The sequence below is a fragment of the Stutzerimonas sp. Brlt_14 genome (assembly GCF_051948915.1).
Taxonomy (GTDB): Bacteria; Pseudomonadota; Gammaproteobacteria; order Pseudomonadales; family Pseudomonadaceae; genus Stutzerimonas; species Stutzerimonas stutzeri.
Genome location: NZ_JAYJLM010000003.1, coordinates 559,642 through 578,426 on the forward strand (window position 1 = coordinate 559,642; position 18,785 = coordinate 578,426).

An 18,785-nucleotide genomic window follows, 5' to 3' on the forward strand; every position below is an offset into this window, starting at 1 on the left:
TTCATTTTGGAGAATGTCGATGTCCGCTTCCGTGCAAGGCTACGTGGCTGCTGAACTGGCCCGTGGCGGCTACCAGAACGTCCATGACCTGCTCGCTCAGGCCTGCGCGAAGCATCCGCAGCGCTTGGCCTTTTCCTGCGGCGACGACTGCCTCAGCTATGCCGAACTGGGCAGCCGCGCCGACGCCTTCGCCCGCTACCTCCGGTATCACGCGGGTCTGCAACCCGGTGACCGCCTGGCGCTGCAGCTGCCCAACTCGTTGCAGTACCCCATCGCCACCTTCGGCGCGCTCAAGGCGGGGCTGGTGATCGTCAACACCAATCCGCAATACACCGCGGCCGAAGCGCGCCACCAGTTCCGCGACTCCGGTGCCAGGGCGATTCTCGTGCTCGACCGGCTGTTGCCGCTGGTGCGGGCGGTGCAGGCCGACACCGCACTGGAACGGATCATCCTCACCAGCGTCGAGGATCTGCAGGCGCCGGTCTATGACAGCCTGGAGCCGGCAACAGAGCGCTTCATGCAGGCGCTGCGGCTGGGTGAACAGAGCCCGGCGCTGGACTGCGTGGTCGGGCTCGAGCGGCTGGCGCTGCTGCAATACACCGGCGGTACCACCGGTGTGTCCAAGGGCGCGATGCTCAGTCACCGCAACCTGCTGGCCAACGTGCTGCAGACCATCGAGCTGTTCGACAAGCCGGGCCTGCTGGAGCCGGAAAAGGATGTGCGCATCGCGCCGTTGCCGCTGTATCACATCATGGCTTTCGCCACGAACTGCCTGAGCTCGGTGGGCATGGGGCTGCACACCGTGTTCATTCGCGACGGGCGCAACCTGGACGAAACCATCGGCGCCATGCAGCGTCACCCATTCAGCCTGCTCAGCGGCATCAACACGCTGTTCGTCGGTCTGATGAACCACCCGCAATTTCGCAGCATCGATTTCTCGCACCTCAAATGGGCGACCTCCGGCGGTGCGCCGCTCAACAGTGAGGTCGGGCGTCGCTGGCAGGTGTTGACCGGCGCGCCGATCCGCGAGGGCTTCGGTCTCACCGAGGCGTCACCGGTGGTAGCCACCGGGACCGCGCTGAGCCCCTACCGCGAGGGTTACATCGGCCAGGCACTGATCGACACCGAGCTGCGCACCGTGGACGACGACGGCAATGACGTGCCGGCAGAAAGCCCCGGCGAGCTCTGGTTACGCGGCCCGCAGGTGATGCAGGGCTACTGGCAGCGACCGGAGGAGACGGCCAAGGTCATCACCGCGGACGGCTGGCTCAAGACCGGTGACATCGCGCTGCTGGATGCCGAGGGTTTCGTGAAGATCGTCGATCGCAAGAAGGACATGATCCTGGTGTCTGGCTTCAACGTGTTCCCTAACGAGATCGAGGATGTGCTGATGCAGCACCCGTCGGTACGCGAATGCGTGGCGGTGGGGATCCCTGATGCGCGCAAGGGCGAGGCGGTGAAGGTCTTCGTCAGCCTGCGGGAGGCAACCGATGATCAGGCTCTGCTCGAGCATTGCCGCCAGTTCCTGACCGGCTACAAGCTGCCGAGCGCCATCGAGATCCGCGACGAGCTGCCGAAGACGGCGGTGGGCAAGCTGCTGCGCCGTCAGCTGCGTGACGAGGCGCGGGCAGCGGGCTGATCGCTGCCTATATATATGTTGCGAGGCGACGAGCGGGGCTGTTGCAGCGGGCGCCCCACGGGCTTGCCGGCGGGGCTCGGCGAGCCCAGCGCAGCCGGGCGGAAAAATTAATCCGCGCTTGTTGCTCCTGGGCCTTTCTGATATAAAGCAGCGCTCTTTTCTAGGGGCCCGGTATCTTCGCTCGCAGCGTGACCGGTAAGACCCCCATGAATCGTGGCGCTGAGCGCCGAACTGACAAGTGAATTCAAGCGGCCAACCCATGCCGGGTTGGGCATGTGGTTTTAGAGGGCTGAGGCATGTCGAGAGTCTGTCAAGTTACCGGTAAGGGTCCGGTAACCGGGAACAACATTTCCCACGCGAACAACAAAACCCGTCGTCGTTTCCTGCCGAACCTGCAGCATCATCGCTTCTGGGTCGAGTCCGAGAAGCGCTTCGTGCGTCTGCGCGTCTCCGCCAAGGGCATGCGCGTTATCGATAAGCGTGGCATCGACGTCGTTCTGGCCGAGCTGCGCGCCCGCGGCGAAAAGGTTTAAGGAGAGCAATCATGCGTGACCTGATCCGTTTGGTGTCCAGCGCCGGTACCGGCCACTTCTACACCACCGACAAGAACAAGCGCACCACCCCCGACAAGATCGAAATCAAGAAATTCGATCCGGTCGTTCGCAAGCACGTGATCTACAAGGAAGCCAAGATCAAGTAATTGATCGGCCCTTGAAGGAAGAACCCGCCTCACGGCGGGTTTTTTCGTTTATGGGCCGGCGCCTGGCGCACCGTTCGTCAGCGCTCCTGGTAATTTGACAAGAGTCATATGCTCCCCACGGAAATTCGCTATCGTACGAGCTTCCCTTTCTCCCACTTTTCGGCACGAGGATGCGCAGCGCATGGCGAAGACGGACGGGCCCATCGCGGCAGACAGCAAGAGCACTTCCAGCATCGCCCTGCAGGCGGCTTCCGAGGACATCTGGTCGCAGAAATACCGCCTGAGCAGCAAGGACGGCACGCCCATCGACCAGACCGTCGATGACACCTGGCAGCGAGTCGCCCGTGCCCTGGCCGACGTCGAACCGGCCAAGCAGCGTGAGCACTGGTACGAGCGCTTCCTCTGGGCGCTGCGCAATGGCGCCATCCCGGCCGGGCGGATCATTTCCAACGCCGGCGCGCAGGACTACAAGCCGGCCACCTCGACCATTAACTGCACCGTCTCCGGTTCGATCACCGACTCGATGGACGACATTCTCGGCAAGGTCCACGAGGCCGGGCTGACGCTCAAGGCCGGCTGCGGCATCGGCTACGAGTTCAGCACCTTGCGCCCGCGCGGCTCGTTCGTTTCCGGCGCCGGCGCGCACACCAGCGGCCCGCTGTCGTTCATGGATATCTTCGACAAGATGTGCTTCACCGTGAGTTCGGCCGGCGGCCGCCGCGGCGCGCAGATGGGCACCTTCGACGTCGGCCATCCGGACGTGCGCGAGTTCATCCGCGCCAAGCGCGAGGACGGCCGCCTGCGTCAGTTCAACCTGAGCCTGCTGATCACCGACGAGTTCATGCAGACCGTCGAGGCCGACGGCGAATGGCCGCTGATCTTCCCGGTGCATGCCAAGGAAGCCGCCGAGCTGGATCTGGCCGACGATGCCCAGGTGGTCTGGCGCGAATGGCCGGTGCATGACGGCTATATCGTGCGCGACGATGGCCTGGTGGCCTGCAAGATCTACGGGCGGGTCAAGGCTCGGCATCTGTGGGACATGATCATGGTCTCCACCTACGACTACGCCGAGCCGGGCTTCATCCTCATCGACCGGGTCAACCAGCTGAACAACAACTGGTGGTGCGAGGCGATCCGCGCGACCAACCCCTGCGGTGAGCAGCCGCTGCCGCCATACGGCTCCTGCCTGCTGGGCTCGATCAACCTGACCCACTTCGTCATCGACCCGTTCGGCGTCGAAGCGCGCTTCGACTGGGACAAGTACCGCGAAGTGGTGCGCGTCTTCACCCGCATGCTGGACAACGTCGTCGAGATCAACGGCCTGCCGCTGGAGCAGCAGCGCCACGAGATCGAGAGCAAGCGCCGCCATGGCATGGGCTTCCTCGGTCTCGGCTCGACCCTGACCCTGCTCAAGCTGCGCTATGGCAGCCCGGAAGCCTGCGTGTTCACCGAGGAAGTTTCCCGCGAGATGGCGCTGGTCGGCTGGGAGCAGGCGCTGGAGCTGTCGAAGGAGAAGGGCCCGGCGCCGCTGTTGAGCCAGAACTTCGAGGTTACCGCAGAGATGCTGCGCAAGCGTCCGGAGATGGCCAAGGACGGCTACAAGGTTGGCGACCAGATTGCCGGCCGTGTGCTGCACGCCAAATACTCGCGGTATATGCAGAAGATCGCCGAATACGCGCCCGATCTGATCGAGGCACTGGCCGAGCAGGGCGCGCGCTTCACCCACCACAGCTCCATCGCGCCCACCGGCACCATCAGCCTCAGCCTGGCCAACAACGCCTCCAACGGCATCGAGCCGAGCTTCGCCCATCACTACTCGCGCAACCTGATCCGTCCGGGCCGCAAGGCCAAGGAGAAGATCGAGGTGTTCAGCTACGAGCTGCTGGCCTATCGCACGCTGATCAATGCACGCGCCAAGCCCGGCTCCGACGAGCCGGGCGAGAAGCTGCCGGACTACTTCATCACCGCCGATGACGTCAGCCCGACCCAGCATGTGGACATCCAGGCCGCGGCGCAGAAGTGGGTCGACTCATCGATCTCCAAGACCGCCAACGTGCCGACCGACTACCCGTTCGAAGCGTTCAAGGACATCTATCGCTACGCCTGGCGCCAGGGCCTCAAGGGCTGCACCACCTTCCGCTTCAACCCTGCGGCATTCCAGGGCGTGCTGGTCAAGGAGGCCGACCTGGAGAAGACCCTGTACCGCTTCACCCTTGAAGACGGCAGCGTGGTCGAGCTCAAGGGCAACCAGGAAGTCGAGTACGACGGCGAGGTGAACACCGCCGCCAACCTCTTCGACGCCCTCAAAGAAGGCTACTACGGCAAGTACTGATTCCGCCTGAACCGCTTGTACGCCGGGCCGTTCATGGCCCGGCAGGAGAGATTGCACAATGACCGTAAAGATCACCCAGCGCATCAAGGGCTTCAAGGTCGTCGACGAGACCCTCGAGCGTCCCGCGACCGCCACCAGCGGCAGCGATGGCACGGCGAGCAAGGCCGTCAACGTGGTGGAGATGGACGAGAGCCTGCAGCGCCCGGAAACCCTGATCGGCATGACCTACAAGATCAAGTCGCCGCTGTTCGAACATGCGCTGTACGTCACCGTGAACGACATCGTGCTCAACGCCGGCACGCCGCACGAGCAGCGCCGGCCGTTCGAGATCTTCATCAACTCGAAGAACATGGACCACTTCCAGTGGATCGTCGCGCTTACCCGGATCATGTCCGCAGTGTTCCGCAAGGGTGGTGACTGCACCTTCCTCGTCGAGGAGCTCAAGGCGGTGTTCGATCCGCGTGGCGGCTACCTGAAGAAAGGTGGCGTCTACATGCCCTCGATCGTTGCCGAGATCGGCGCGGTGCTGGAGCGCCATCTGATCGCCATCGGCATGCTCGAAGGCCATGCGCTGGACGAAACCCAGCTCAAATACCTGGCCGAGAAGCGCGCCGCCTACGAGGCCAGCCAGGGTGCGGTGGCGGTGGAGCCGGGCGAAGGCTTCCCGGCCGGCGCGCAGCTGTGCAACAAGTGCAACACCCAGGCCGTGGTGCAGATGGATGGCTGCGCCACCTGCCTGAACTGCGGCAACTCCAAATGCGGCTGACCGCTCACGCGGTGGGATAAAAAAGCCCGGGCTGATGCCACGGGCCTTTTTCGTTGGTGCGAGGCGAGGCGCGCTCAGGTCACCACGCGATAGCAGGGCGTGTACGGCACGCCTCCCGGCAGTTTCATGCGGTGCTGCTCGACGAAGGCCTGCAAAAGCTTGTCCAGCGGCTGCATGATCGCCGCGTCGCCATGGATCTCGTAACGGCCGTACTGCTCGATGCGGCGAATGCCCTTGTCCTTGACGTTGCCGGCGACGATGCCGGAGAACGCCCGGCGCAGATTGGCGGCCAGCTCGTGGGCCGGCAGGTCGCGACGCAGCTGCAGGTTGGCCATCGCCTCGTGGGTGGGATCGAAGGGCCGCTGGAAGCTTTCCTCGATCTTCAACAACCAGTTGAAATGGAACGCGTCGTTGCGTTCGCGGCGAAAGCGGCGCACCTCGCGCAGGCCCTCGGTCATCTGCCGCGCCACCTCGGTGGGGTCGTTGAAGATGATCTGATAGCGCTGCTGCGCTTCTTCGCCGAGGGTGGCGCCGACGAAATCGTGCAGCTGCTGCAGATAGTCCGCTGCGTCGCTCGGGCCGGTGAGGATGACCGGGAAAGGCACGTCGCGATTGGCCGGGTGCAGCAGGATGCCGAGCAGGTAGAGGAACTCTTCGGCGGTGCCGACCCCGCCGGGAAAGATGATGATGCCATGGCCGACCCGGACGAAGGCTTCCAGGCGCTTCTCGATGTCCGGCAGGATCACCAGCTCGTTGACGATCGGGTTTGGCGCCTCGGCGGCGATGATGCCCGGCTCGGTCAGCCCCAGGTAGCGGCTGCCGACGCGGCGCTGCTTGGCATGGCCGATGGTGGCGCCCTTCATCGGACCCTTCATCACGCCGGGGCCGCAGCCGGTGCAGACATCCAGGCTGCGCAGCCCCAGTTCATGGCCGACGCGCTTGCTGTACTTGTATTCCTCGGTGCTGATCGAGTGGCCGCCCCAGCACACCACCATGTTCGGCTCGACACCCGGGCGCAGCGTGCGGGCATTGCGCAGCAGGTGGAAGACGTAGTCGGTGATGCCCTGCGAGCTGTCCAGGTCGATGCGTGCACTGCTCAGCTCGCTCTCGGTGTAGACGATGTCGCGCAGCGCGCTGAATAGCATCTCGCGGGTGCTGGCGATCATCTCGCCGTCGACGAAGGCGTCGGCCGGTGCATTGAACAGCTCCAGGCGTACGCCGCGGTCCTGCTGCAGGATGCGCACCTCGAAGTCCTCATAGGCTTCGAGAATGGTCTTGGCGTTATCGATGCGGGTGCCGGTGTTGAGGATGGCCAGCGCACACTGGCGGAAGAGTTTGTGCGTGCGTCCCGAGCCGACTTCACTCAGCTGCTGCACTTCGCGCTGGGACAGGGTTTCCAGGCTGCCCTTGGGGCTAACCGAGGCGTTGATTACATAGCGTTGGGTCATTCGTCGTTCCCTGAAATGCCACCGGATCGGCTGCATTGCGATGGTGAGCCCGGGGGCTGCAAGACTACGGGGTCGCCGGTTCATGGCGTGTCGAGGCACTCGCATGGCGAGCGGCCGTGAACACGGCAGGAAAAAGGTGCGCCATCTTACCTGTGATGCGCGGCATTGCGGGTTGGCGCTTGGTCGAGCCATCGACCAGGCACTGCCTGGTCAGGTGGCTTCGCCCCTTCAGGCCGCGGCGTCAGAACGCAAAAGGTAAGACACTCTGAGGGCGCTGGCGTGCGGCGAGCAGGCGATGAAATTCGCCGGGGTCTTTCACCTGCACGTCCGCCTTGCCTTCGTGACGCTGCGCCGCGATCAGCCGCGACAACCAGAAGCGCACGCAGGCGACCCGCAGCATCGGCTGCCAGAGTTCGGCTTCGGCCGGGGTAAATCGGCGCAGGGCCGAGTAGGCCGCCAGCAGCGGCTCGCTGCGTTCACCGTCGATCTCGCCGTTGGGGTGCGAGCACCAGTCGTTCACGGCAATTGCCAGGTCGTAGAGCATCGGCCCGGAGCAGGCGTTGTAGAAGTCGATCACCCCGGTCAGGTGGCTGCCTTCGAACAGCACGTTGTCGCGGAACAGGTCGGCGTGCAGGTTGGCGCGGGGCAGGGCGAGGAGTTTCGGTCGCAGCTCGGCGATTTCCGCCAGGCCGTCGCGCAGCAGCGGCAGCTGATCCTCGGGCAGGCTCAGCGCCAGGCTCGGCCCCTGCTCCTGCATCCAATCCAGGCCGCGGTCGCTGGCGCGTTCGAGGATGTGGTCGCGGGTGGCCAGATGCAGACGCGCCAGCAGCCGACCGACTTCGGCGCAATGGTGCGGGTTGGGCTCGACCACGTGCTTGCCGGGCAGTCGCGGCTGCAACAGCGCGGGCTTCTCCGCCAGCTCGCGCAGGGCCTCGCCCTGTTCGGTGCGCAGCGCATAGGGCACTGGCAGGCCGGCGCGGTGCAGCACGTCGAGCAGTTCGATGAAGAACGGCAGGTCCTGGCGCGGGCCGCGCTCGATCAGGGTCAGCACGTATTCGCCCTGCTCCAGGCTGATGAAGAAGTTGCTGTTCTCGCTGCCTGCGGCGATGCCCTGGAAGTCGCGCAGCCGGCCGAGCCGGTAGGGCGCCAGAAAGGCCTCCAGTTCATCGCGTTGCAGGGGCGTGAATACCGACATGTTGTCCTCCGGCGGATGTCTGGATTACCAGCTGAAGATCTTCCACGCGGGGATCAGCATGTCCGGCTGGTCGGAGCGCACGAAGTTGCCGTCATTTCCGTCCGCCCGCACCAGGAAGTAGGGCTTGCCGTGCTTGGGCGTGACTTTCACGGCGTAGAGGAAGCCGTTGACGCGATATTCCTCGACGGTGCGATCGCCTTCCTGACGGATGGTTACGTCCGGCTCACCTTCGACCGACTCCTGGGCGAAGCCGGCCAGAGGGGCGCATGCCAGCAGGCTGGCCAGCATCAGGTGTTTGAGAGCGCGCATGGTAACCTTGTCCCTTTGTCGATAAGTGGTCCTTCGCATTCTAGCTCCGGGCCCGCCGAAAAGGTTGATTCCGCTCATGAGCCAAGCCCCCCTCGTCCTGGTGGACGGTTCGTCCTACCTGTACCGCGCCTTCCACGCGCTGCCTCCGCTGACCACCTCTACCGGCAAGCCGACCGGTGCGGTCAAGGGTGTGCTGAACATGTTGCTTAGCCTGCGCAGGCAGTATCCGGACAGCCCGTTCGCAGTGGTTTTCGATGCCAAGGGTCCGACCTTCCGCGACGCGCTGTTCGAGAACTACAAGTCGCACCGCCCGCCGATGCCCGACGACCTGCGCGTGCAGGTCGAGCCGCTGCATGCCAGCGTCCGTGCACTGGGGCTGCCGCTGCTGTGCGTGGAAGGGGTCGAGGCAGACGACGTCATCGGCACCCTGGCGCGGCAATGCGCGGCGCTGGGCCGTGATGTGGTGATCTCCACCGGCGACAAGGACATGGCCCAGCTGGTCTGCCCGCACGTCACCCTGGTCAACACCATGACCGGCAGCGTCTATGACATCGAGGGCGTGAAGGCCAAGTTCGGCGTCGGCCCGGAACTGATCATCGACTTCCTCGCGCTGATGGGCGACAAGGTCGACAACATTCCTGGCGTGCCAGGCGTGGGCGAGAAGACGGCATGTGGCCTGCTCAACGGCATCCCGGGCGGGCTCAAGGGGCTCTACGAGCACCTCGACCAGGTCGCCGGGCTGCCTATTCGCGGTGCCAAGTCGTTGGGCGCCAAGCTGGAGGAGCATCGCGATGCCGCCTTCATGTCCTACGAGCTGGCTACGATCAAGATCGACGTGGCGCTGGACGTCGAGGTCGGTGACCTGATGCCCGGTGAACCGCACCGCGAGGCGCTGATCGCCCTTTATCGCGAGCTGGAGTTCAAGCAGTGGCTGGACGAGCTGCTGCGCGAGGCCAAGGCGGCGGGGGAGAACTGCGAGGTGCAGCCAGAAGGCTGTTCGATCCAGGCCGAGGCCCAGTACGAGACCCTGCTGGAGCAGGCCGATTTCGAGCGCTGGCTGGCGCGTCTGAAGGCGGCCGAATGTTTTGCCTTCGATACCGAAACCACCAGCCTTGATGCGCAGCGCGCCGAGCTGGTCGGCGTGTCTTTCGCCGTAGAGCCGGGCCAGGCGGCTTACGTGCCGCTGCGCCATTCCTACATGGGCGTTCCGCAGCAGCTCGAGCTGGATGCCGTGCTCGGCGCGCTCAAGCCGCTGCTGGAAGATCCGGCCAAGACCAAGATCTGCCAGCACGGCAAATACGACATGAACGTGCTGATGCACTACGGCATCGAGATGCGCGGCATGGCTTTCGACACCATGCTCGAATCCTACGTGCTGGACGCCACCGCCACTCGCCACGACATGGACAGTCTGGCGCTCAAGTACCTCGGCCGCGGCACCATCCGCTTCGAAGACATTGCCGGCAAGGGCGCCAAGCAGCTGACCTTCGACCAGATCGCCATCGAGCAGGCCGGCCCGTATGCCGCCGAGGACGCCGACGTCACCCTGCGCCTGCACCAGACCCTGCTCGGCAAGCTGGAGCAGACGCCATCGCTGCTCAAGGTGCTGACCGAGATCGAGATGCCGCTGGTGCCGGTGCTGGCGCGCATCGAGCGCAACGGCGCGCTGGTCGATGCACAGTTGCTTGGCCAGCAGAGCGTCGAGCTGGGCGACAAGCTGGTGCAGCTGGAACGCGAGGCGTTCGACATCGCTGGCGAGGAGTTCAACCTCGGCTCGCCCAAGCAGCTCTGCGCGATTCTCTACGACAAGCTCGGCTGCCCGGTGATCTCCAAGACCGCCGGCGGCCAGCCGTCAACGGCCGAGAGCGTGCTGGCCGAACTGGCCGAGCAGGATTACCCGCTGCCAAAGGTCATCATGCAGCACCGCAGCCTGAGCAAGCTCAAGGGCACCTACACCGATAAGCTGCCGCAGCAGATCAACCCGCGCACCGGGCGCATCCACACCAGCTACCACCAGGCGGTGACCGCCACCGGCCGGCTGTCCTCCAGCGACCCGAACCTGCAGAACATCCCGATCCGCACCGCCGAGGGGCGGCGCATTCGCCAGGCCTTCGTCGCGGCGCCGGGCTACAAGCTACTGGCGGCGGACTACTCGCAGATCGAGCTGCGCATCATGGCCCACCTGGCTCAGGATGCCGGCCTCTTGCACGCGTTCCAGAACGACCTGGACGTGCACCGCGCCACGGCCGCCGAGGTGTTCGGCGTACCGCTGGAGCAGGTCAGCAACGACCAGCGCCGCAGCGCCAAGGCCATCAACTTCGGCCTTATCTACGGTATGAGCGCCTTCGGCCTGGCCAAGCAGATCGACGTCGGCCGCAAGGAAGCGCAGGAGTACATCGACCGCTATTTCGCCCGCTACCCCGGCGTGCTCGCCTACATGGAGCGCACCCGCACCCAGGCCGCGGAGCAGGGCTATGTCGAGACACTGTTCGGTCGGCGGCTGTACCTGCCGGAGATCAATTCGAAGAACGGCGCCATGCGCAAGGGCGCCGAGCGCACCGCGATCAACGCGCCGATGCAGGGCACCGCAGCGGACATCATCAAGCGCGCCATGATCGCCGTGGACGGCTGGCTGCAGGACAGCGGGCTGGATGCGCGGGTGATCCTGCAGGTCCACGATGAATTGGTGCTGGAAGTGCGCGAAGACCTGGTCGAGCAGGTCCGCGAAGCCATCTGCCCGCTCATGAGCGGGGCCGCCCAGCTGGACGTGCCGCTGCTGGTCGAGGCGGGCGTTGGCAACAACTGGGACGAGGCGCACTGATCGAGCTGCCGAAAAATGTCGGTAGTCGACGAAATTTTTTTTCGTTCGCGTTGAACTTACGGCGCAACGCTCCGGTCAGAGCATGCGAAGGGTGTCAAAGCCCTTCGATGCTCCTTGTTGTGTTAAGTGTTGGCAGATCTCTGGACCCCGCCCTAGCGGTCCGGATTCGACCTCGAACTTCCCCCTCCCCCAATGAAGTTCGAGGTTTTTTTTGCCTGGAGAAAAGTGGAAAGACGCTGAGCAGCAGTAATGGGCCTGCGCAAGTTCTTGCGCAGGTGTTCTGTGGATAACCTTGTGAGTAAGCTGTTCGCAGCGCGATCTGCCAGCGTTGGGGCGGCGTTGCGCAAGTTGTTGCCGCGGCTGCGCAGGTTCTTGCACAGCTTTCTGTGCTGGGCATCACGCCTGCTGTTTAATGCGTATGCTATTTCTCTATATCTTATTGAAAAATAAGAGTTTTTCGTAAATGGCACGGTGCTTGTTGTTATGAAATGGCCATTCGGCACTCATTTCAGACAAGGAGAGCACCCATGCCAACACCCGCGTATCTGTCCCTCGAAGGCACCAAGCAAGGCCTGATCACCGCTGGCACCTTCACCGAGGACTCGGTTGGCAACATTTTCCAGGAAGGCCATGAGGACCAGATCCTGGTGCAGGCCTTCCAGCATCAGGTCATCATTCCGCGTGACCCGCAGTCCGGCCAGCCGACTGGCCAGCGCGTGCACAAGCCTCTGATGATCACCAAGGTGTTCGACAAGTCGTCGCCGCTGATCTTCAACGCACTGACGTCCGGCGAGCGCCTGAACAAGTGCCGTCTGGAGTGGTATCGCACCTCGTCCACCGGTACTCAGGAACACTACTTCACCATCGAGCTGGAAGATGCGGTGATCGTCGACGTGCAGTCGCGCATGCCCAACTGCCAAGACCCGAACATGTCGCACTTCACCCATCTGGAAGACGTGTACTTCACCTATCGCAAGATCGTCTGGACCCACGAGGTATCCGGCACCTCCGGCTCCGATGACTGGCGCACCCCGATCGCCGGCTGATTCGCCGCGGTCCCGCTTCGGCCAGGCTCGCCTGGCCGAACGCTTTTTTGCGAAGCACTGAACAGATTCCGTCAACGTCGCTCCGGAATGCGCGAACCACGCATTCTAGAGCGGACGGCCTGTGTTAAACGGGGCTCCGCAAGCGCCCATGCGCTGATACATGGACTGAACAGGAGGAACATGGATGTTCGCCCCAGCCAACCAGGCCCACTTCACGCTTTCCCTCGAAGGCATCGAGCACGACTTCAAGGTGCTCGAATTCCGCGGCCGTGAAGCCATCAGCCAGCCCTATCGCTTCGACCTGGAACTGGTCAGCGAGCGCCCCGACCTGGATCTGGAAAGCCTGCTGCATCGCCCGGCCTTCCTCGCCTTCGCGCCGGATGGCAGCGGTGTTCATGGGCTGGTGCATCAGGCGGCCCAGGGTGAATCCGGTAAGCGCCTGACCCGCTATCGCCTCACGCTCGTGCCGCAACTGGCCTACCTCGCCCATCGCACCAACCAGCGCGTCTTCCAGCACCTGACGGTGCCGCAGATCATCGCCCAGGTGCTCGAAGAGCATGGTATCCAAGCCGATGCCTACCGCTTCGGGCTCGGCCCGGTGGTCTACCCGCCGCGCGAGTACTGCGTGCAGTACGACGAAACCGACCTGCACTTCATCCAGCGCCTGTGCGAGGAAGAGGGCATCCACTATCACTTCCAGCACGGTGCGAGCGGTCATGTGCTGGTCTTCGGCGATGACCAGACCGTCTTCCCCAGGCTCGCGGCCACCGCCTATCAGCAGGACAGCGGCCTGGTCGCCGACCAACCGGTGATCAAGCGCTTCGGCCTGCGCCTGGAAACCCGTACCAGCCGGGTCACGCGTCGCGATTACGATTTCGAGAAGCCACGTCTGACCATGGAGGCCGCGTTCCACAGCGATTTCCAGCCGGATCTCGAGGACTACGACTACCCCGGCCGCTTCACCGAGCGCGCCCGCGGCAAGCACCTGTCGCAGCGCGCCCTGGAGCGCCACCGCCACGACTACGAACTGGCCGAAGGAGAAAGCGACCAGCCGAGGCTGGTAAGCGGGCATTTCCTCCCGCTCACCGAACACCCACGCAGCGACTGGAACCAGCTCTGGCTACTTACCGAAGTGCTGCACGAAGGAAAACAGCCGCAGGTGTTGGAGGAGTCCGTCACCAGTCATGTCGGTAGCGGTGACGGCTTCGTCCAGGGCTACCGCAACCGCTTCAGCGCCACCCCCTGGGCCATCCCCTTCCGCCCGGCGCTTCGCCATCCGAAACCGAAGGTGCTCGGCAGCCAGACCGCCGTGATTACCGGCCCCGCTGGCGAAGAGATCCACTGCGACGAGTACGGCCGCGTAAAAATCCAGTTTCACTGGGACCGCGAAGGCCAGGCCGATGACAAGACCAGCTGCTGGCTGCGCGTCAGCTCCAGCTGGGCGGGTGACCGCTATGGAGGCATCGCCATCCCGCGGGTCGGCATGGAAGTGCTGGTGACCTTCCTCGAAGGCGATCCCGATCAACCGCTGGTGACCGGCTGCCTGTACCACAAGGAGCATCAGGTCCCCTACGACCTGCCAGCGAACAAGACCCGCACGGTGTTCAAGACCCTGAGCAGTCCGGGTGGTGGTGGCTACAACGAATTGCGCATCGAAGACCGCAAGGGCGCCGAACAGATCTACATTCACGCCCAGCGCGACTGGGACGAAAACATCGAGCACGACCAGACGATCCGCGTCGGCCACGAGCGCCACGACACGGTGGAAGCCAACAGCTACAGCGAATTCCGCGCCGAAGAACACCGCACCACCCACGCCGACCGCAAGACCGAAATCCGCGCCAACGACCACCTCACCGTGGGTAACACCCAACACCTGAAGATCGGCACCGGGCAGTTCATAGAGGCGGGCAATGAAATTCACCTTTCCAGTGGCCTCAAGGTGGTGCTCGAAGCCGGCAGCGAGCTGACCTTCAAGGCTGGTGGCAGTTTTATCAAACTCGATGCCAGCGGCATCACCATGGTCGGGCCTTTGGTCAGGATGAACTCGGGTGGAAGTCCGGGAAAGGGATCGGCCGCGGCGCCGATATTGCCGGGCAAGGTAAAGGCTGCGGATACGGATAAGGCGGGCATGCTGCTGGAACCTGCTCAGCGGCAGGCGCTGTTACGAGCGACGCCACGGTGCGAAATCTGCGAGAGAGTCAACCAGGAAGCCGAAGCATGAGTCGTGACTTCCTGCTCGTGGATGGAGTGCTTCGTCAGGACGCTCTGCAATGGCTTTATGGGGCAGGCGACTCTATTGATGTCATTCCTCTCTACAACGGCACCCGCTGGGATGGCGTCAAAGAGCTCGGTCCAATTCTAGTTGGGCTGGACAGCCATGCATCCTTACTGAGTGAATGGCGAAGCAGCCCCTCTCTTCAGCGTCAGGCCAGCAAACTACAAAGTTCGGCAACGCTGAACGATGTCGCCGACCACCTGAGCCAGTTCATCACTATCACGGACAATCTGGGTAGCTACAGCCTCTTTCGCTTCGCAGATCCACTGGTGACCGCTTACTGGCTAAGCAGCTACCCCCCATCCGCTTATCAAAGCCTCCTGGGACCCATAAGCGAATGGCTAGTACCCTTGAACCCGCCCAGTTGGGCCCCCTCGCAGGCAGTCGAATGGCAGTCCTATCGCCCACAGCCAAACAGCCCCAGATTGGAAGGCAAGCTCAACCATCTCGCCAATGATCAGGTTCAGGCGCTTGAACAGGCCTATCGGCGCAGCTTCAAGGAAAGGCTATACGACTGGATGGTCGCAGATTACCCACAAGCTCTCACAGGGCTTGGCGAACAGGAACGAGGCCAATGGCTGGAACAACGCCTACTCGACGCCGAGGCCTGGGGACTGGTCAACGAGCGGAGCATTGCGATCTGGCTCGAGCGCTGCGCCTGCTGGGGCAACGACTTCGCTATGCGCTCCGACAGCCCCTACCAGGCCTGGCTAGCCAGGACACCAGACGCCCAGAAGCTAGCGCCAGAACAACGTATCCAGGCCCTGGATGAAGACTGCCTTGCCGGCTAAAGGAACGGATCTCCATGAGCACGACAACGTCCGACAAAACCTTGCAACAAGCCAAGCGCAACCAGGCCTTTGAAAACAAGCCGGCCACTGCGAATGGTCAGTGCCCGCTGAAAGCGGGTGAAATTGCCATCCACCCCGTTCGCTATGCGATAGACGAGTCACCGGCTCGCGGCAGTGCACAAGGTCCAAACCCGTTACCCAAGGGCTGGAACGCCGGCCATCTACCAAAGCTCAAGACGCGCAGCTACACCCTGCGTCAACTGCGCGACGGCTGGCTATACGTGTGGGATGAAACGGATCGCACGCTTCACGAGTATCAGGTCAAGGGCCACCAATTCATCCGCCATCAGTGGGGTAATGCGCAACTGGGCAAGGATGGGCGAAACAACCCCGGTGACAGCAAACCCTACCTGCTATACCCGAAACGCAGCCGCCTGCTCCTCGCCTACTCCCCCATGCAGTGGACCTGGCGGCTGTGCGAAAAAATGCGCAGCAACCCCCAGGAGCAAAAGCGCTGGATGCGCGCGCTTAACCTGCCGCAATACTGCACCCAGATGCAGGCAGCACATGCCGCACCGATCCGTGAAATAGGCAGTGCGGTCGCCGATATCCTGGCCGGAGGAGAAGCCCCAACCTTCAAGAGCTGCCTGGTAGCGACGAACAAAGACGATTCGTCCCGCCCCTGCAAACAGTCGATCGACCAGGCCCTAATACTCGGCAGCGTACCCGATCAGGACAGCGTCCTCTTCGTTGCCCTGGACGACCCTATGGCCATCGTCGACGACCTGGCCATGAATTTACAGGGCCGCTGGCTGGAGCTGGCAGCAGCAGAAAAACAGCATGCCAACAAGCTCAATAGCGCCGAGAACGTTCAACGCCTTTGCGGTGTCAACCTAGATCCTTTGATCCCCAAGTCGGTGTCAGCCAACCCAAGCCGCAAACAAGCTTTCATCAAGGAGGCTCATAGCCTGCTCGATAGCGAAGCTCAGCTACTCAATCACAGCGGCAGTGACGCGACCCTGACTCTCAAATTCCTTCAAGTACAGCAGGCCCAAAAGCAGTTCCGCACAAACTGGGGCACCTTACCGTCGGGGCCGGAATGGCGCGCGCTGGTAGAAGAATGGCAGCAGAAAAAGATCTGGCGCGAGGATGTTCGCTTCGATGAGGTCTGGACTTACCTCCAGGAGCGAGCCAATGAAAAGGATCGCTTGAATACCCACATCCAACGCAGCGAAAGCGACCTGCTCGACTGGCTTAAGAACCTCAGCCCGAAAGCAGAAGAGGTTTTCTATGACCCCTGCCACCCGCAGCAATCGACAGATCTGCTGGACACCATGGCCAATCTATATGAGCAGTTGGGCGCGAGCGACACGGGTCAGCAATGGCTCTGTAAGCAGTACGGCAACCCCTCCACGCTGGCAGGCCTGGCGCTGTTCAATTTCAGCACGGAGCTTTCCACGCTGATTGAGCAAATCTCTACGAACTTCACCACCTACGGCACCATCGACAATCTGGGGCGGCAGAGCGACGGTAGTGGGCAAGCCCACGGCGGACTCTCCGACACCACCAGTGAAGTCAGCCGAGCCAACGAGGTGAAATCGGTACTTGACCTGCCGAGCGTACAGGCTAGCAACCTGTACAAGAGCCTTTCCGAGCCAGGCAAGCGTGCCTTCGAGACCCTGCGCAACGTAGTGGGGCAAAAAGCCAAGGACAGCTGGAACCTGATGGCTTTTGTTTTGCTACCTGCCTTGAGCGAGAAATTCGTACCCACGGTTCGAATCTTTGCTTTCAGCGTCACCCAGGTTTTGGTGTCCACGGAAATATCGACGCAAACCCGCTTGATTCTTGACCCCGAGTTCGCGAAGAAGAACCGTAAATGGCAAATGCAGGTTGCCCAGCTCGAGAAAAACATCAAGGGCCTGCAGCGTACTCTTTCTCTACCCGGTAAAGGCCCCGACAAACGCTCGGCGCGCATACAGTTGCTCGGACTGGAACAAAAGCGCGAGACACTGAACCTGCAAAGGCCTAACGAGGTAATCGGTAGTGTCGTCACCGAATCCAAGATAACCAAGGTACAAACCCGCCAAGTGAACATGTGGCTCGCGACACTGGGCCAATCAGAACTGCTTGATCAGTTGCAGCTCAAAGCAAAAAATTCGGCAGGCTATGCAGCCCGCAGCCGTCAGTGGATAAACCAAGAGCTCGGCGGCAGCTTGCCGGTGCTGGTCGCAGGGCTGAATATTTGGAATTTCATCAATAGCCTGGACAAAGCACGCAATGACGGCATTTTCAGTGAGGATGAGCTGCGCACGATCGGCGCCAATGCCGCCTATACCGCCAACGCACTGATGGCGCTCTGGACGGTGCCGGCGTGGAACAAGTGGGCGAACATGCAGGGAACCCTCAGAACACGAACAACACAGCTAGCAAAAGCAGGGGCCAGTACTTGGCTGAAAGCTGGAAGCACAGAGTTTTCAGTCTTGGCTCGACAGCTAGTTTTGCGCACCATGGGTATGGCCGCATTCGGTGCTATCGCTGCGGGGGTAGAAGCTTGGCAGGTTTCAAAGGATGTGGATAAGGCCACGAGTAAAGCCGAAGAAACTGCATTGAACGTGAAAATGTATGCCTTGATGGGAATGACAGCAGTGGCCGGCGTGCAATTAGTAGGCAGCGCTTTGGGCTTCTGGTTCGGCTTTGCCTGGGTCATGTCCAACCCGGTGACCATCATCATCGCGTTACTTGGCGTGATCTACCTGATCGCCAGCATGGTCGCCAACCAATACAAACGTGAGGGTTTACGGCTCTGGCTGTATCGCAGCAGTTGGGGCAAATCTCCTACCTGGACGCACAGTGACGAAGATCACAAGAAGGAACTGCGCACCCTGACGGAAATCTGTCTGCGCCCCAGCCTGGCGGCTCGCGCCTCCACCTTGCCTTACTACGGGCGTGGCCCGCGTATCTATACCGGGTTCTGGCTACAGCTCTTACTACCATCCAAGCTGGAGGGAACAGCCGTAAAACTGCAACCGGCCATGGTCGACAGCGGCTGGTTCTCCGACAGCCTGATGCAAGGCATGGCAGACAAGTTCTATGACCAGTTCCTCGAAGGCCACTGGGCGCCCATCGAACAATTTGGCCAGCCCCCCGCACAGCGCCCGAACGGGCCGCTGCCTGGTGACACCCTCTACCCCGAGGGCACACAGCACCGTCTTTGGCAAACCTGGATCGCCTACCAGCGCCCCCCCGTGCTGGAACTGGAAGTTCGTTACCCGGAGCAAATTCTGGAAAGCGCCAACGGCCAGGGCTACATGTTCCGCGTGGATATAGGCACCTCGTCCTCCGAGGCGGATCTGAAAAGCGATGCGTTCAGCAAGGAACCCAATAACGATATGGTGCTCTCTTCACAAAGCACCCGCCTGCTCTCCTTACAGGTGCCACATACGAGTAAATAATTATTTAT

Annotated in this window: 13 protein-coding genes; 10 read left to right on the top strand and 3 right to left on the bottom strand. The window is 62.4% G+C overall.

Annotated elements, in window-relative coordinates:
- Positions 1–19 precede the first annotated feature (19 nt).
- The 5 genes from VF716_RS09720 to VF716_RS09740 all read left to right on the top strand — a co-directional run bounded on the left by VF716_RS09720 (position 20) and on the right by VF716_RS09740 (position 5,437).
- A complete protein-coding gene (locus tag VF716_RS09720; protein WP_125875796.1) occupies positions 20–1,639 on the top strand; it encodes an AMP-binding protein in 1,620 nt (539 codons plus the stop codon).
- Between the two features lie 296 nt (positions 1,640–1,935).
- Positions 1,936–2,172 carry a 50S ribosomal protein L28 gene (gene rpmB, locus VF716_RS09725; RefSeq protein WP_003242523.1) on the top strand — a complete coding sequence of 79 codons (237 nt, stop codon included), beginning with the start codon at positions 1,936–1,938 and terminating at the stop codon, positions 2,170–2,172.
- A gap of 11 nt (positions 2,173–2,183) precedes the next feature.
- A complete protein-coding gene (gene rpmG / locus VF716_RS09730; protein ID WP_003284185.1) occupies positions 2,184–2,339 on the top strand; it encodes a 50S ribosomal protein L33 in 156 nt (51 codons plus the stop codon).
- A 181-nt stretch (positions 2,340–2,520) separates the two neighbouring features.
- Positions 2,521–4,671: an adenosylcobalamin-dependent ribonucleoside-diphosphate reductase gene (locus VF716_RS09735; RefSeq protein WP_111481799.1), complete on the top strand. Its 2,151-nt coding sequence runs from the start codon at positions 2,521–2,523 to the stop codon at positions 4,669–4,671.
- A 58-nt stretch (positions 4,672–4,729) separates the two neighbouring features.
- Positions 4,730–5,437 (top strand): TSCPD domain-containing protein, encoded by a 708-nt coding sequence (locus VF716_RS09740; protein ID WP_011911357.1) that lies wholly within the window; start codon positions 4,730–4,732, stop codon positions 5,435–5,437.
- A 74-nt stretch (positions 5,438–5,511) separates the two neighbouring features.
- On the opposite strand, the gene ppnN is transcribed toward VF716_RS09740, so the two are convergent.
- The 3 genes from ppnN to VF716_RS09755 form a co-directional block, all read right to left on the bottom strand.
- Positions 5,512–6,885 carry a nucleotide 5'-monophosphate nucleosidase PpnN gene (gene ppnN / locus VF716_RS09745; protein WP_111481798.1) on the bottom strand — a complete coding sequence of 458 codons (1,374 nt, stop codon included), beginning with the start codon at positions 6,883–6,885 and terminating at the stop codon, positions 5,512–5,514.
- A 241-nt stretch (positions 6,886–7,126) separates the two neighbouring features.
- Entirely contained in the window at positions 7,127–8,080 is a 954-nt protein-coding gene (locus VF716_RS09750) for a homoserine kinase (RefSeq protein WP_011911359.1), read from the bottom strand.
- Between the two features lie 24 nt (positions 8,081–8,104).
- Positions 8,105–8,389, bottom strand: a complete 285-nt coding sequence (locus VF716_RS09755) for a DUF2782 domain-containing protein (protein WP_013981312.1) — start codon at positions 8,387–8,389, stop codon at positions 8,105–8,107.
- A gap of 76 nt (positions 8,390–8,465) precedes the next feature.
- On the opposite strand from VF716_RS09755, the gene polA reads away from it, so the two are divergent.
- The 5 genes from polA to VF716_RS09780 all read left to right on the top strand — a co-directional run bounded on the left by polA (position 8,466) and on the right by VF716_RS09780 (position 18,777).
- Positions 8,466–11,210 carry a DNA polymerase I gene (gene polA / locus VF716_RS09760; protein ID WP_125850970.1) on the top strand — a complete coding sequence of 915 codons (2,745 nt, stop codon included), beginning with the start codon at positions 8,466–8,468 and terminating at the stop codon, positions 11,208–11,210.
- Between the two features lie 527 nt (positions 11,211–11,737).
- Entirely contained in the window at positions 11,738–12,256 is a 519-nt protein-coding gene (locus tag VF716_RS09765) for an Hcp family type VI secretion system effector (RefSeq protein ID WP_003286458.1), read from the top strand.
- 184 nt (positions 12,257–12,440) lie between these two features.
- Positions 12,441–14,480 (top strand): type VI secretion system Vgr family protein, encoded by a 2,040-nt coding sequence (gene tssI / locus VF716_RS09770; protein ID WP_125921072.1) that lies wholly within the window; start codon positions 12,441–12,443, stop codon positions 14,478–14,480.
- Positions 14,477–15,325, top strand: a complete 849-nt coding sequence (locus VF716_RS09775) for a DUF4123 domain-containing protein (protein ID WP_020308023.1) — start codon at positions 14,477–14,479, stop codon at positions 15,323–15,325. Before tssI ends, VF716_RS09775 begins: the two co-directional genes overlap by 4 nt.
- 14 nt (positions 15,326–15,339) lie before the next feature.
- A complete protein-coding gene (locus VF716_RS09780; protein ID WP_125870887.1) occupies positions 15,340–18,777 on the top strand; it encodes a T6SS effector BTH_I2691 family protein in 3,438 nt (1,145 codons plus the stop codon).
- The last annotated feature ends 8 nt before the right edge of the window (positions 18,778–18,785 follow it).